Source organism: Gilliamella sp. B2969, assembly GCF_026536195.1.
GTDB lineage: Bacteria > Pseudomonadota > Gammaproteobacteria > Enterobacterales > Orbaceae > Gilliamella.
The window spans coordinates 22,735-37,723 of the sequence record NZ_JAFNOP010000007.1; the positions used below are offsets into that span (position 1 = coordinate 22,735).

Sequence of the window (14,989 nt, forward strand, 5' to 3'; positions counted from 1 at the left end):
ACCTGTTTTTGCGGCGAGTGTTATTTGCTTTTGTTATTATCTTATTATTAATATCGGTTTTACTCGGTAATTTAGCTGATTTGCAGATTTCTAATTTTAGTTATTACAGTACAAAATCGAATAATAATCGTATCGAAATTATTCCCATTCCACCTAGCCGTGGAATGATTTATGATCGCAATGGCACACCCTTAGCCATTAACAATATAACTTATCAACTCAATATTATTCCTGATAAAATCAAAAATCTTAATGAGCAATTTAATGAATTAAAAAATATTGTTAATTTGACTGACGAAGATATTGAAAATTTTCAAAAAGAACGCCGTAATTATAAAGCTCATCGACCGGTGCCACTTAAGGACAATTTAACTCAAAAGCAAATTGCGCGTTTTGTTGTTGATCAACATCGTTTCCCTTATGTTTCAATTGTGGGTATACAGCATCGCTATTATCCATTTGGCGCATCATTAACGCATATTATTGGCTATATTTCAAAAATTAATACTGCTGATAAACAACGTTTAGATGATGAAAATAAAACCAGTGATTATGTGGCAACCTTTAATATAGGTAAAATGGGTATCGAAAAATACTACGAAGATGTATTACATGGTACGCCAGGATATGAAAAAGTTGAAGTTAATAGCCGAGGGCGCATTGTTCGTCAACTTAATCAGCATCCACCACAAGCTGGTGAAGATATTTACCTGTCTATCAATCTTAAATTACAACTTTATATCGAACAGTTACTTGCTGGCCGAAAAGCAGCAGTGGTTGCTATTGATCCTAATAATGGTGAAATTTTAGCATTGGTTTCAAGTCCGAGTTACGATTCTAATCCGTTTGTTGGTGGAATATCGAATGCTAAATATAGCGAATTACTCAATGATCCTAATAAACCTCTTTATAACCGAGCATTACTTGGCTCTTATCCGCCTGCTTCAACAGTAAAACCCTATATTGCCATTGCCGCTTTAAGTGAAGGTGTTGTCACACCCAAATCGACTATTAATGATCCGGGTTGGTGGCAACTACCTGGTACCGATAGACGATATCGAGACTGGTTAAAATGGGGACATGGGCGCGTTGATGTGTTAAGAGCAATTGAAGAATCAGTTGATACCTATTTTTATCAAGTTGCTTATGATATGGGTATCGATCGTTTACATCAATGGATGACTAAATTCGGTTATGGTGAAAGAACCGGTATTGATATTTCACCAAATGAAGAAAATAAAGCCGTTATGCCTAGTCGTGAATGGAAAATGCAACGTTATAAAAAAGCTTGGTTACAAGGTGACACTATTCCGGTAGGGATTGGCCAAGGTTATTGGACAGCAACACCTATACAGTTAGCTAAAGCACTTACTATTTTGATTAATAATGGTAAAACTTATACGCCACATTTTTTATTATATAAAAAGAGCGATATTTTAAATACCAATTCGAATCCACCTGCAGTTAATCAACAAAATTATATTGAAACTAATAGCTTAGTTGATGTTAATCCCAATTACTGGGCATTAGCTAAAGAAGGCATGCATCGGGTAATGTTTGGTGCACGGGGAACAGCTCGAAAAGTTTATGCTGATGCAAAATACCAAGCAGCTGGTAAATCGGGCACTGCACAAGTTTATGGTTTAAAAGAAGATGAAGTTTATAATGCCCATAAAATTCCTGAACACTTACGTGATCATGCGTTGTTTGTTGCTTATGCTCCTTTTGATAAACCAACTATTGCGTTAGCCATTGTGCTTGAAAATGGTGGTGGTGGTAGCTCAAATGGCGGAGCCGTCGCGCGAAAAATATTGGATTACTATCTATTAGGCGATAATTCAACGGAATTAGATGAAACTCCATCACATGCAGGGCATGAAGATTAATTATGAATAATATTAAAAAAACTTTTTGGCAAAAAATCCATATCGATCCACTATTTTTTTTATTTATTACACTATTACTTGGCTATAGCCTTTATATTCTTTGGAGTGCTACTGGTCAAGATTTTGATATGATGCAAAAACGGGTAATTCAAATTTTACTTGGTTATGTTGTCATGATTGCAATTGCGCAATTTTCGCCTAGAACCTTTGAAAAATGGGCGCCATATTTATATTTGTTCTGTATATTGATGTTGTTATTGGTCGATATTTTTGGTTATGTAAGTAAAGGTGCGCAGCGATGGTTGGATTTAGGTATTTTACGCTTTCAACCCTCTGAAATTGCTAAGATAGCTGTCCCATTAATGGTCGCTAAATTTATTCATCGTGATGGTTGTCCACCACCATTAAAAAATACCTTTCAAACTTTAATTATTATTGCTGTTCCTGCTTTACTTGTTGCTATGCAGCCAGATTTAGGTACTGCAATTTTAATTGTTATGTCAGGTATTTTTATCATATTTTTAGCTGGCATCAATTGGCGATTTATTTTTATTGCTATTATTTTAATTGCGATATTTTTACCGATAATGTGGTTTTTTCTTATGCATGATTATCAGCGACTTCGAGTATTAATGTTATTTAATCCTGAACTCGATCCTAGTGGTGCAGGTTATCATATTATTCAATCTAAAACCGCTATCGGCTCTGGCGGGATCTGGGGTAAAGGCTGGCTTGAAGGCACGCAATCTCAGTTAGAATTTTTACCGGAAAGACATACTGACTTTATTTTTTCCGTTATTGCTGAAGAGTTTGGTTTTATCGGCACGATAATACTATTAGTGTTATTTTTATGCTTAATTATCCGTGGATTAGTTATTGCGGCGCAAGCTCAAACCACATTTGGTCGTATACTCTCAGGTGGTTTAATTTTAGTGTTTTTTGTTTATGTCTTTATTAATATTGGTATGGTTAGTGGAATCTTACCGGTAGTTGGTGTACCATTACCGCTAATAAGTTATGGTGGCTCTTCCTTAGTCGTATTAATGGCAAGTTTTGGCATTATGATGTCTATTCACACTCATCGATACATGTTATCTAAAAATATTTAACGGAATTGAATTAAATGAAAAAGAAATTTAAATTATCTTTTGCTTTGTTAGCGCTTGCAATTTGTTCTTCGGCATCAGCTGAAATGGCTTTTCCTATTCCTGCTATTCCTCAATTAGATGCTGAATCTTATATTTTAATTGATGCTAAATCTGGTGAAATTTTAGCGCAATATAATGCTGAACAACAACGCGATCCAGCAAGTTTAACGAAAATGATGACCAGTTATGTAGTTGGCCAAGCATTACAATCAGGGCGTATCAAAAATGATGATATGGTCGTTGTAAGTAAAGATGCTTGGGCAACAGGAAATCCTATTTTAAAAGGCTCATCATTGATGTTTTTAGAAGTGGGTAAAACGGTTTCGGTTTCTGATTTAAATAAAGGAATAATCATCCAATCTGGTAATGATGCCTGTATCGCAATGGCTGAACATATTGCGGGTAGCCAAGGTGCTTTTGTTAATTTAATGAATGAATATGCAAAAAAAATAGGTTTAGAGCATACGCATTTTGAAACTGTACATGGCTTAGATGCACCCGGGCAATATACAACAGCAAAAGATATGGCATTTTTAGGAAAAGCATTAATCCATGATTTACCTTCCGAGTACGCTATTTATAAAGAAAAAGAGTTTACTTACACATTATCTAAACCACAATTAAACCGAAATGGTTTACTTTGGGATACCACTTTAAATGTTGATGGTATTAAAACTGGGCATACCAATGCTGCTGGTTATAATTTAGTTGCCTCAGCTGTTGATGGTAATACGCGTTTAATTTCTGCTGTATTAGGTGGACGCACGTTTAAAGGACGTGAAGAAGAGAGTAAAAAGTTATTAGTTTGGGGATTTCGTTTCTTCGAAACAGCTAATCCAGTCAAAGCAGGTACGCCATTAACAACAGAATCTATTTGGTATGGCGATCAAAATAAAATTCAGTTGGGTGCAATTGAAGGTGCTTATGTTACTGTGCCAAAAGGACGTTCGGCTGATGTACAAGTACAATATATTATTGATGATTATATTTACGCACCTATTACTAAAGGGACCAGTGTAGGTAAAATGCAGTTTTTATTAGATGGCAAAATTATTAATGAACAACCATTAGTTGCATTACAAGATGTTGAAGAAACAGGATTCTTTGGATCGGTATGGGATTGGATTTGTTTAAAATTCAATCAAATATTTAACTAAGTATTTAACTAAATTTTATTAAACCATTTAATAAGTCAAAACTTATTGAATGGTTTTTTATAACATAAAACAATTTGTCAACTTATTCACAGCACAAAGGTAACGTTCTTACAGCGCTTATTACTTTGTTAGTCACGCGACAATATTTATTCTATCTTGCTTGATTTACGAGCATTGCCTGTTTATTACTCATCCCTTTTAAAAAGATAACTGTTTGGTCTTATAAAATTATCTTTCCAACAACGTTTTGAAAAGAAGAGCGTTACGATGTCAAACGGTATAAAAATCTACCAGATGTAACGCATTAAAACTTTTAAGATCAGCAACTATTGATGTTACATCTAGCTCATCTACTATAAGCTCTCGTTTTTCTAAAGTAATTTTGGCCGGTTTAGCTTAAATATTAACTATTTTATGCGTGGCTAAAGTCGGGATAAAAGTCATTTGTTACACGTAATTTTTAATCACTAAAATCGGCAAATAACGGTAATTTATCTTTAACGCATGAGGATACAAAAGCTTTTTAATATAACTTACTCTTAGTAATATCTCTTTTAACTCGTTATAACATCTTTTTATCGGTTGATATTGTATATTCTTAATACGATTAGAATAGAAGCATAATTAAAAAGTGAATGAAGACTAACGACATAAGCTAACAAGATGACAGTAAAGCTAATTTTTAACGTGTAAACACACAGTATTAATAAAGCTAGCGTTTATATTTGTGGATTAAAAAAATACTTAGTAAGTTCACGAAATTTATTCAAATTTTTATTTTTTGAGGTTACTTTCTTTTTAATGCATAACACTATTGTTGCTATTTTTATAGAAATAACGCTAGCAAACCTTATCTAAATATGGTATAAAACGCGCGCAACTCTTCACATTCATTTTTCAAAAAATCCTTGTGAGGTAAAGCAAAAATTTTAAAATTTAATTAACGTTATAACACACACATATCATTACTCTTTGCCGGGGTGCCTTTTACTTTAAGTCATAAGGTCGGATAAAGCGGATATGTGGAGGCATAACCCCAACGTCAAAATGAGGAAATCATGACTACAGTATCAATGCGCGATATGTTACAAGCGGGTGTACATTTTGGACACCAAACTCGTTATTGGAACCCAAAAATGAAACCATTTATTTTTGGTGCTCGTAATAAAGTTCACATCATCAATCTTGAAAAAACAGTTCCTTTATTCAACGAAGCGTTAGCTGAATTAAACAAGATTGCCGCTCGTAAAGGTAAAATTTTATTTGTTGGTACAAAGCGTGCAGCTAGCGAAGCGATTAAACAAGCAGCAGAAAGCTGTGGGCAATACTACGTAAATCACCGTTGGTTAGGTGGTATGTTGACTAACTGGAAAACAGTACGTCAATCAATCAAACGTTTAAAAGATTTAGAAACACAAGCTAGTGATGGTACATTTGACAAATTAACCAAAAAAGAAGCACTAATGCGTGCTCGCGAAATGGCTAAATTAGAAAATAGCTTGGGTGGAATTAAAAATATGGGTGGCTTACCCGATGTGATTTTTGTTATTGGTGCAGACCATGAACATATCGCAATCAAAGAAGCTAACAATTTAGGTATTCCAGTCATTGCTGTTGTTGATACAAACTCAGATCCAGATGGTATTGATTATATTGTTCCAGGTAATGATGACGCAATTCGTGCTATTCAATTATATGCAAATGCGGTTGCTGATGCAGTACGTTCTGGTCGTGAACAAAACCAATCTCCAGTATCTGAAGAAAGCTTTGTTGAAGAAGCGCCAGCAGCTGAGTAATAAACTCAAATATTTTCAGGGTCGATAATCAGTATCGACCCATTCTAATGAAAATCATCACAATGGTTAAATAGAGGATTAAAAAATGGCTGAAGTTACCGCTTCTATGGTAAAAGAACTGCGTGAAAGAACAGGCGCAGGCATGATGGAATGTAAAAAAGCATTAGTTGAAGCGAATGGTGATATTGATCTTGCTATCGACAATATGCGTAAATCAGGTCAAGCAAAAGCGGCTAAAAAAGCTGGCCGTGTTGCTGCTGAAGGTGTAATTATTTCTAAAATTTCTGCTGATAAAAAATCAGGTATTATTTTAGAAATCAACTGTGAAACAGACTTTGTTGCAAAAGATGCTGGTTTTATCGCATTCAGCGAAAAAGTAGCAACAGCTGCATTAAATGATCACATTACTGATCTTGCTGCTTTACAAGCTAAATTTGAAGAAGAGCGAACAGCGTTAGTTGCTAAAATCGGTGAAAACATTGGTATTCGTCGTGTTCAAGCAATCGCTGGTGATGTGGTTGGTAGTTACCAACATGGTGCTCGTATCGGTGTTTTAGTTGCAGCTAACAGTGGCTGTGATGAAGAATTAGTTAAACATATCGCTATGCACATCGCTGCAAGTAAACCTGAATATGTTAATCCAAGTGATGTTCCGGCTGATGTGGTTGAACATGAACGCAATATTCAAATCGATATTGCAATGCAATCAGGTAAACCACGTGAAATCGCTGAAAAAATGGTTGAAGGCCGTATGCGTAAATTCACGGGTGAAGTATCGCTTACTGGTCAACCATTTGTAATGGATCCAAGTAAAACTGTAGGTGATCTACTTGCTGAGAAAAAAGCGACAGTTGCGACATTTATCCGCTTTGAAGTGGGTGAAGGTATCGAAAAAGTCGAAGTTGATTTTGCAGCCGAAGTTGCTGCGATGTCGAAACAATCTTAATTGTTTTATAAAAACCGCCGTAAAGGCGGTTTTGTTTATCTACAAAATATTTTAAAATTATTACCCGCTAGCTAACCTAGTTTGTCAGGTAATTAAATAACGAAATAGTGAGACTTCATATGGTAACCCCTTTCTATAAACGTATTCTTCTAAAACTCAGTGGTGAAGCACTACAAGGCGATGAAGGTTTTGGTATTGATCCCACCGTTCTTGACCGTATGGCACAAGAAATAAAAGAACTAATCGAAATGAATGTTCAAGTGGCTGTTGTTATTGGGGGCGGTAACCTATTTCGTGGTGCAGGTCTTGCTAAAGCAGGTATGAATCGAGTAGTTGGCGATCACATGGGGATGCTAGCAACGGTAATGAATGGTCTTGCAATGCGTGATGCTCTGCATCGAATAGAAGTTAATGCGCGTTTAATGTCTGCTATACCTTTAAATGGTGTGTGTGATGATTATCGTTGGACTGAAGCAATTAGCTTACTTCGTCATGGTAAGGTGGTTATCCTTTCAGCAGGTACAGGTAATCCGTTTTTTACAACCGATTCTGCTGCTTGTTTACGTGGTATCGAAATTGAAGCAGATGTGGTTCTAAAAGCGACTAAAGTTGATGGTGTATATTCTGCTGATCCTGTTAAAGATCCAAATGCAACACTTTATAAAACATTAAATTATGAAAAAGTGTTAGATGATGAACTAAAAGTTATGGATCTTGCCGCATTTACATTAGCGCGTGATCACAATTTACCTATTTGTGTGTTTAATATGAATAAACCTGGTGCATTACGCCGTGTCATTTTAGGTGAACCAGAAGGAACATTAATTAATAATCAGGCAACAGTTAGCTGTTAGTCTTTGTTATTTTAAATAAGGTTTTTATTATGCTAAATGAGATTCAAAAAGAAGCGCAATCGCGCATGGAAAAAAGTATTGATGCGTTTCAAACTCATATTTCTAAAGTGAGAACAGGCCGTGCATCACCAAGCTTATTAGATGGTATTATGGTTGAATATTACGGCAGTCCAACACCACTACGTCAATTAGCGAACGTGGTTGCAGAAGATGCAAGAACCCTTGCTATTACAGTATTTGATAAATCATTAACACCAATGATTGAAAAAGCAATTTTAACTTCAGACTTAGGACTTAATCCCGCATCAGCAGGTACAGTAATTCGAGTGCCTCTGCCACCATTAACTGAAGAACGCCGTCGTGATTTAACAAAAATCGTGCGTAATGAAGCTGAACAAGGTCGCGTGTCTATTCGTAATATTCGTCGTGATGCCAATGATCAGATTAAAGCACTGTTAAAAGATAAAGAAATTTCAGAAGATGATGAACGTAAATCACAAGATTTAATTCAAAAAGCTACCGATGCGGCGATTAAAAAGTTAGATTCGGTACTCGCCGATAAAGAAAAAGAGTTAATGGAATTTTAATTTGTGAGTTTATAAGCCTAGTTATAACAACTAGGCTTTTTTTTATGTAAATAATTTGCTTCTTAAGATTGGTTTTTTCAATTAATGTTTCATAAAAATGGATAGTTACTGTTTTATTATTTTATTTGTTGGATGCAGTGATAATTCCTATTCACCGTCAGCATCGCAAAAGCAGGTTAATGATTCCAATCCATTATAGGTAGTTCAGCATTATGCCTAATTAACCGTAAATTCGGAAAAAAGTTAATTTGAGTGCTAATCATGGTAAAAGTACTAATCCTAAATAGAAAAGAGTTTTAGGCATGATTTATCATTGATCTTCGATCAAATGGATGAGCGACTGTAAACACGACTGGTAGATATTGATGTTACCAAACTTAAAAACGGTTAATTATAACTGAGGTTTTATTTAGTAATTATTGGCTTAAATTGTCTATATTGTGTGATTAGTTTTGTTTCTAATTGTCATAATTTAAGTATATAATGTGATGAAAATAACATTATAGGGCTATATTTGTTATTTTTATAACATTTACTAACATTTATAAATGACTAACAATATTTACTAGACATCATTAATAATAATTAAAGGAAAGCTTATGGATTATGCAAAGTATATTGATCATACTCTACTTGCAATGAATGCCACAGAAGATCAAATACGTAAACTCTGTGATGAAGCAAAGCAGTACCATTTTTATTCCGTGTGTGTGAATTCTGGTTATGTACCTTTAGCCGCTAGCTTATTAAAAGGTAGCGACGTCAAAGTTTGCTCGGTTGTTGGTTTTCCTCTTGGTGCGATGTTAACTTCTGCAAAAGCATTTGAAACTGAAATGGCGGTTAAAGCGGGTGCGCAAGAAATTGATATGGTTATCAATGTTGGTTGGCTAAAAAGCAATGATTGGGATGCCGTTAAAAAAGATATCGATGCGGTCTTCAAAGCATGTAATTCAGTGCCATTGAAAGTAATTTTAGAAACTTGTTTGTTAACTAAAGATGAAATCGTAAAAGTTTGTACAATTTGCAAGGAAATTGGCGTTGCTTTTGTTAAAACTTCTACAGGATTTAGTACATCAGGCGCAACGGCTGAAGATGTCAAATTGATGCGAGACACCGTTGGTGATAAAATGGGTGTTAAAGCATCAGGTGGTATTCGCGATCGGCAAACTGCTGAGAAAATGGTTCAAGCTGGTGCTACACGGTTAGGCGCTAGTGCAGGCATTGCAATTGTTTCAGGCAATTCTACCTCATCAAGCAACTATTAATTGATCCTTTCATAAGCTACTGCAAAGTAGCTTATTGCTATTTAATGGAATGGCAATGGAAACACAACCTCAAAAAAGAGTTAACGCACTTATTGAGTACCTAAAATCGACCGATAAAATTCATTTAAAAGAAGCGGCTCAAATGTTAGCTGTATCTGAAATGACGATTCGGCGTGATATTAACAATCAACCTTCACCTTTAACGGTATTAGGCGGTTATATTGTTAATCAGTCCCAAAATCAAATTACCCAATACTTTGTTAGCGATCAGCAAGATAAACAGGTAGAAGAAAAACGTTACATAGGTAAGCTTGTTAGTCAACTAGTTAACGAAAACGATACTCTTTTTTTTGATTGTGGTACTACCATCCCCTTTATTATCGATGCAATTCATGAGGATATATCCTTCACTGCAATTTGTTATTCGCTTAATGCCTTTTTAGCGTTACAACATAAACCGAAATGCAAAATTATTTTATGCGGTGGGCATTATCAGCTTAACAATGCCATCTTTACCAGTATTAGTCCACATAATCAATTAGATTTTATATGCCCTAATAAAGCTTTTATTTCGGCTGCAGGTATAGATCTTATACAAGGTGTTACTTGTTATGATTTTGATGAACTGAGTATGAAGCATCAAGCCTTAAATAAGTCTTGTCAGAATATTTTAATTGCTGATCATACCAAGTTTAATCAGGTTAAGCCGGCTTTTATTGCTGAACTTAATCAGTTCTATCAAGTGATTACGGATAAAGCGCCAAGCGCTCAGTACCTTACTTTTTTTAACGATAATAATATCGGTTTAATTTATTGATGATGAAAAATATTACAATTTTAGGTTCAACAGGATCAATTGGCTGTAGTACGTTGGCCGTTATTCGGCAAAATTGGTCACAATTTAAAGCTTATGCCTTAGTCGGCGGTAAAAATGTCAGCAAAATGACCGAACAGTGCCAAGAATTTAAACCTAAATACGTGGCTATGGCTGATGAGCAAGCTGCCATAGCGCTTAAGGCTAATTTGCTAAATCTGAATTTAGATATTGAGGTATCGAGTGGTGAACAAGCTATCTGTGACTTAGCTCAATTACCGGAAGTCGATTACGTTATGGCGGCTATTGTCGGCGCGGCTGGATTAAAACCGACCCTTGCTGCTATTAAAAAAGGTAAGCGTATATTACTGGCAAATAAAGAGTCATTAGTGACTTGTGGTCATTTATTTATGCAGGCGGTGAAGCAATATGGCGCACAGTTACTACCGGTCGATAGTGAGCATAATGCTATTTTTCAAAGTTTACCTTGTGCCGTTCAAGAACAATTAGGCTTTGCTCATTTAGCCGATTATGGCATAACTAAAATAGTACTAACCGGCTCGGGTGGTCCATTTCGAGATTTACCTTTAAACTCGCTCATTTCAGTTACACCCGAGCAGGCGGTTGCGCATCCTAATTGGTCAATGGGAAAAAAGATTTCAGTTGATTCAGCAACGATGATGAATAAAGGCTTAGAGTATATTGAAGCCAGATGGCTATTTAATGCCAGTTTCGATGAAATGGAAATTATTATTCATCCTCAATCGATTATTCACTCTATGGTACGTTACCAAGATGGTAGTGTCATCGCTGAACTAGGTGTACCGGATATGTGTACACCTATTGCCTATGCTATGTCATATCCACAGCGTATTTTGTCAACTGTACCACCCTTAGATTTTACAAAAGTTTCGGCATTGACGTTTACTGCCCCCGATTTTAATCGCTATCCTTGCTTAAAATTAGCGATAGATGCTTTTAATCAAGGGCAAGCGGCAACGACGGCTTTAAATGCCGCCAATGAAATCGCTGTCGAGGCTTTTTTACAACGCAAAATCGGTTTTATGGATATTGCAAATCAAGTTGCGGCAACCTTAGATAAACTTAATTTACCCGAACCCAAGACTATCGAGGATGTGTTAGTAATTGATAAGTGGGCTCGACAACAGTGTAGTAAGCTATAACTTAAGTGTTATAGTTGTGTTTTATAGACGCGGCAAGGTGTGCCCATCGCAATGACATTGCTTGGTATATCACGATCAACTATGCTACCAGCTGCAATAACGGTGTTATCGCCAATGGTCACATTAGGTAATACAATCACATTGCCGCCGATCCAAACGTTATTGCCGATTGTAATTGGTTTTGCAAATTCAAGTCCGCTATTGCGAATTTGACTATTTAATGGGTGTCCTGAGGTATAAAATCCACAATTGGGTGCAACTAATACATTATCGCCAAAAGTAATTTTAGCCGCATCTAACATAATGCAATTGAAATTAGCAAAAAAATTTTCGCCAATTTCAATATTGTAGCCATAATCACATTGAAAACCAGGCATGATAGTAAACTGTTGCCCAGTTTTGCCTAATAGGATTTGGAATAACTGTTGTCGTTGCTGTTTGGCTAGTGGCGATAATTGGTTTATTTGAAAACAAAGATCTTGTGCATAAAGCCTTTCGTTAGCCAGTAAATCGATCTCTGGGTTATAGAGCATACCTGCTAGCATTTTCTCTTTTTCGCTCATGTTGCTACGCCATTTGTTTTGCTGTTAATGCAGGGTTATCACTAATAAATGATTGTAAAAAAGCGCTGTCAGGAAGTGCAGTTAACGCCCCTTTTTGAGTTGTCGCTAACGCGCCGCAAGCACTGGCAATAGTCATCATGCTTTCTAACATAAGTTTATCGTCTGGCATACCGGACGTTGCAATACTACTTAATAATCCTGCAACAAAAGCATCGCCGGCACCGGTTGTATCAATGCTGTTAACATGATAGGAATCGAACGAAAATGTTTTACCATGCCATAAAACTACACTGCCATCTTTACCTTTTGTAACTAATTTGAGTGTTGCATCATAATGTTGTTGTAACTTATTTAAAGCGGCACTCCAATCGTTAGATTCGGTTAGCCAAAATAGCTCTTCATCAGAAAGTTTTAGTATGTCGGCATCATGACAAAATTGTGTAATAATTGTGCGCATTTCGTTTTTATTGTGCCACATTTGTTCGCGTAAATTGACATCAAAGCTGATTAAACCCTTTTTACCATTCAACCTTTCAATCGCTGTTTTTAATGTTTGACGGCAAGTCTGCCCAACTAAAGCTAGCGAGCAAAAATGCAAAATATCTTGGTTAAAATCAGGAATCGCCTGCTGAGATAGAAACTGATCGGCAGACGGCGACACTAAAAAAGTAAAACTCCTTTCGCCATTATTACCCAGATCAACCACCACCGTACTGGTTCTATGATTATCATCTTTTTCTAAACTTTGGCAATCAACGTGGTATTGATTAAATGTTTTTTCCATAAAGTGACCAAAAGGATCATTACCAACACGACCTATAAATGCGGAAGGAAGTCCCAATTTCGCTACACCAATAGCGACATTTGCAGGTGCTCCTCCTGCACAGGCTTTGTAATTCATATCACCAAATGGTAAAAGATCGATAACAGCATCGCCAAGCGACCAGACTTTAGTTTTATTCATTTTGTTACTCAATTTAAAGTTAATAGGTTTAAGTGTTGTGACTTTATGGCTGGTTTATTTAAACAGTTAAGTCAGCTTAAACGAAGTTTTATAATTAGTCATTAACAATAGACTAAAGCATTTACAAAAAAATTCATTGTTAACGTTAAAAATGTGTGATTATTATCACATATTTTGCCTGTTAATTGATCAAAAGTTAACGTTAACAATTAAGTTAGGGTAATATAGCTTGATAAGAAAGGTGGCTATATTAAAGTCATCATATTGATGAAAATTATATTTAATGCGGAATGTATAAAGGGGAGTTTATGTCTATTGCAATCGATCAAGCAAATCAAGCTGTTAAACAGTTAGAAAAGGTAATGAATAAACAGTACTATCCACGTTTTCATCTGGCACCACAGTCTGGATGGATGAACGATCCTAATGGTCTTATCTATTTTAAAGGGCAGTACCATGCTTTTTATCAGCATCATCCTTTTGATGAAAACTGGGGACCGATGCATTGGGGGCATGTGGTGAGTGATGATTTAGTCACATGGAAAAGATTACCTATTGCGCTAGCACCGGGTGATGCGTTTGACAAAAGCGGTTGTTTTTCTGGATCGGCAATAGATAAAAATGGTGAGCTTTGTTTAGTTTATACCGGTCATATTTGGTTACAAGGTCAAGGGAATGATGAACATATTTGTCAAACTCAATGCCTTGCTACAAGTAAAGATGGTATTCATTTTGAAAAACATGGCACTATTTTAACCCCAGAAGATGGCATTATGCATTTTCGTGATCCCAAAGTTTGGCAACAAGCAGGTCAATGGTGGATGGTGGTTGGGCAAAGGGATAACAATGATGTTGGACAAATATTATTGTATCGCTCTCACGATTTTAAAAAGTGGCAATTTGATCACGTGGTGGTTAGTCATATCGATCCTAATGTCTATATGCTTGAATGCCCTGATTTTTTCCCGCTTGGTGATAAATGGATCTTGATGTTTTCACCGCAAGGTATGAAAGCAAAAGGTTATCAATACCGTAACCGATTCCAATCAGGCTATATTGTCGGTGATTGGCAACCTGGGAAAACGTTTTCGATAGTTAAACCATTTCAAGAAATGGATTTTGGTCATGATTTTTATGCACCACAATCGTTTGTTGCAAAAGATGGTCGGCGCATTATTTTTGCTTGGATGGATATGTGGGAATCAATGATGCCAAGTAAACAAGATAAATGGATGGGCGCCTTTACGCTTCCGCGCGAATTAGTTTTAGATCGCAATAATAATGTCCGTAACCGTCCAATTAAAGAGCTTGAAGCATTACGAGAAAAGCCTAAAAACCTGAGTGAAATAACACTCAATAATGAATTGAAAAATACCGATATTGAATCAATTAGTTGCGAGATTAATGTCGATATTGATTTAACCCAAAGTAATGCTGAACGTTTCGGTTTACAGCTAGCGGCAACGCCAGATGGTAAGCAAGCCACACTATTGTATGTGGATCTGCAATCGAATCGTATTGTACTTGATCGTAGTCTTTCAGGATTAGCATTAAAGGGATATCGCAGTGTTCGGTTACCTAAAACTAAAAAGTTAAATTTGCATATTTATGTTGATGCTTCATCTGTTGAGGTTTTTGTTAATGGTGATTTATATAGTCTATCGAGTCGTATTTATCCAAAATTACCGGCTAAACGAATCGTTAACTTATTTGCTGAAAATGGCCAAGCAAAAATTATAAAATTAGATAGTTGGCAGTTAAAATCAATTTATGAATAATTGCTAATCATCCCACTACTTTAGTGTAGTGGGATAACAGTTTTTGT

Annotated in this window: 13 protein-coding genes; 11 read left to right on the forward strand and 2 right to left on the reverse strand. The window is 36.0% G+C overall.

The genetic code is table 11. The features are described 5' to 3' along the window. The first annotated feature begins 17 nt into the window (after positions 1 to 17). The 10 genes from mrdA to ispC all read left to right on the forward strand — a co-directional run bounded on the left by mrdA (position 18) and on the right by ispC (position 11,637). Positions 18 to 1,886 carry a penicillin-binding protein 2 gene (gene mrdA, locus J3U66_RS07410; protein WP_267333992.1) on the forward strand — a complete coding sequence of 623 codons (1,869 nt, stop codon included), beginning with the start codon at positions 18 to 20 and terminating at the stop codon, positions 1,884 to 1,886. A 2-nt stretch (positions 1,887 to 1,888) separates the two neighbouring features. Next, a complete protein-coding gene (gene mrdB / locus J3U66_RS07415) occupies positions 1,889 to 2,995 on the forward strand; it encodes a peptidoglycan glycosyltransferase MrdB (RefSeq protein ID WP_267333993.1) in 1,107 nt (368 codons plus the stop codon). Positions 2,996 to 3,009: 14 nt separating this feature from the next. After that, complete coding sequence (locus J3U66_RS07420) at positions 3,010 to 4,191, forward strand: serine hydrolase (protein ID WP_065633743.1); 1,182 nt, start codon at positions 3,010 to 3,012, stop codon at positions 4,189 to 4,191. A gap of 1,058 nt (positions 4,192 to 5,249) precedes the next feature. Continuing rightward, the gene (rpsB, locus tag J3U66_RS07425; protein WP_065633745.1) at positions 5,250 to 5,987 is read left to right on the forward strand and encodes a 30S ribosomal protein S2; all 738 of its coding nucleotides are present in this window, start codon (positions 5,250 to 5,252) and stop codon (positions 5,985 to 5,987) included. 85 nt (positions 5,988 to 6,072) lie between these two features. After that, positions 6,073 to 6,933, forward strand: coding sequence for a translation elongation factor Ts (gene tsf, locus J3U66_RS07430; protein ID WP_065633746.1), 861 nt, complete (start codon positions 6,073 to 6,075; stop codon positions 6,931 to 6,933). Positions 6,934 to 7,052: 119 nt separating this feature from the next. Next, complete coding sequence (gene pyrH, locus J3U66_RS07435; RefSeq protein ID WP_065633747.1) at positions 7,053 to 7,787, forward strand: UMP kinase; 735 nt, start codon at positions 7,053 to 7,055, stop codon at positions 7,785 to 7,787. Between the two features lie 29 nt (positions 7,788 to 7,816). Continuing rightward, on the forward strand, positions 7,817 to 8,374 hold the full coding sequence (gene frr, locus J3U66_RS07440) for a ribosome recycling factor (protein ID WP_065633748.1): 558 nt from the start codon (positions 7,817 to 7,819) through the stop codon (positions 8,372 to 8,374). 599 nt (positions 8,375 to 8,973) lie between these two features. Continuing rightward, positions 8,974 to 9,639 carry a deoxyribose-phosphate aldolase gene (gene deoC, locus J3U66_RS07445; protein ID WP_267333994.1) on the forward strand — a complete coding sequence of 222 codons (666 nt, stop codon included), beginning with the start codon at positions 8,974 to 8,976 and terminating at the stop codon, positions 9,637 to 9,639. 55 nt (positions 9,640 to 9,694) lie between these two features. Then, positions 9,695 to 10,456 carry a DNA-binding transcriptional repressor DeoR gene (gene deoR, locus J3U66_RS07450; protein ID WP_267333995.1) on the forward strand — a complete coding sequence of 254 codons (762 nt, stop codon included), beginning with the start codon at positions 9,695 to 9,697 and terminating at the stop codon, positions 10,454 to 10,456. 2 nt (positions 10,457 to 10,458) lie between these two features. Then, complete coding sequence (gene ispC, locus J3U66_RS07455) at positions 10,459 to 11,637, forward strand: 1-deoxy-D-xylulose-5-phosphate reductoisomerase (protein WP_267348580.1); 1,179 nt, start codon at positions 10,459 to 10,461, stop codon at positions 11,635 to 11,637. Between the two features lie 8 nt (positions 11,638 to 11,645). Here the strand turns inward: ispC and J3U66_RS07460 are convergent, their stop codons facing one another. Both J3U66_RS07460 and J3U66_RS07465 read right to left on the reverse strand, forming a co-directional pair. Further along, entirely contained in the window at positions 11,646 to 12,200 is a 555-nt protein-coding gene (locus tag J3U66_RS07460; protein WP_267348582.1) for a sugar O-acetyltransferase, read from the reverse strand. A 4-nt stretch (positions 12,201 to 12,204) separates the two neighbouring features. Beyond that, positions 12,205 to 13,164 carry an aminoimidazole riboside kinase gene (locus J3U66_RS07465; protein ID WP_267348584.1) on the reverse strand — a complete coding sequence of 320 codons (960 nt, stop codon included), beginning with the start codon at positions 13,162 to 13,164 and terminating at the stop codon, positions 12,205 to 12,207. Positions 13,165 to 13,472: 308 nt separating this feature from the next. Between J3U66_RS07465 and J3U66_RS07470 the strand changes: the two genes are divergently transcribed. Further along, entirely contained in the window at positions 13,473 to 14,942 is a 1,470-nt protein-coding gene (locus J3U66_RS07470; protein ID WP_267348585.1) for a glycoside hydrolase family 32 protein, read from the forward strand. Positions 14,943 to 14,989 lie beyond the last annotated feature (47 nt).

What these genes read in the sequence shown, in the direction of transcription:
- J3U66_RS07460 (WP_267348582.1), bottom strand. Translation starts at nt 12,200, where the DNA reads ATGAGCGAAAAAGAGAAAATGCTAGCAGGTATGCTCTATAACCCAGAG.
- J3U66_RS07465 (WP_267348584.1), bottom strand. Translation starts at nt 13,164, where the DNA reads ATGAATAAAACTAAAGTCTGGTCGCTTGGCGATGCTGTTATCGATCTT.
- ispC (WP_267348580.1), top strand. Translation starts at nt 10,459, where the DNA reads ATGAAAAATATTACAATTTTAGGTTCAACAGGATCAATTGGCTGTAGT.
- J3U66_RS07470 (WP_267348585.1), top strand. Translation starts at nt 13,473, where the DNA reads ATGTCTATTGCAATCGATCAAGCAAATCAAGCTGTTAAACAGTTAGAA.
- J3U66_RS07420 (WP_065633743.1), top strand. Translation starts at nt 3,010, where the DNA reads ATGAAAAAGAAATTTAAATTATCTTTTGCTTTGTTAGCGCTTGCAATT.
- tsf (WP_065633746.1), top strand. Translation starts at nt 6,073, where the DNA reads ATGGCTGAAGTTACCGCTTCTATGGTAAAAGAACTGCGTGAAAGAACA.
- rpsB (WP_065633745.1), top strand. Translation starts at nt 5,250, where the DNA reads ATGACTACAGTATCAATGCGCGATATGTTACAAGCGGGTGTACATTTT.
- pyrH (WP_065633747.1), top strand. Translation starts at nt 7,053, where the DNA reads ATGGTAACCCCTTTCTATAAACGTATTCTTCTAAAACTCAGTGGTGAA.
- deoC (WP_267333994.1), top strand. Translation starts at nt 8,974, where the DNA reads ATGGATTATGCAAAGTATATTGATCATACTCTACTTGCAATGAATGCC.
- frr (WP_065633748.1), top strand. Translation starts at nt 7,817, where the DNA reads ATGCTAAATGAGATTCAAAAAGAAGCGCAATCGCGCATGGAAAAAAGT.
- mrdB (WP_267333993.1), top strand. Translation starts at nt 1,889, where the DNA reads ATGAATAATATTAAAAAAACTTTTTGGCAAAAAATCCATATCGATCCA.
- deoR (WP_267333995.1), top strand. Translation starts at nt 9,695, where the DNA reads ATGGAAACACAACCTCAAAAAAGAGTTAACGCACTTATTGAGTACCTA.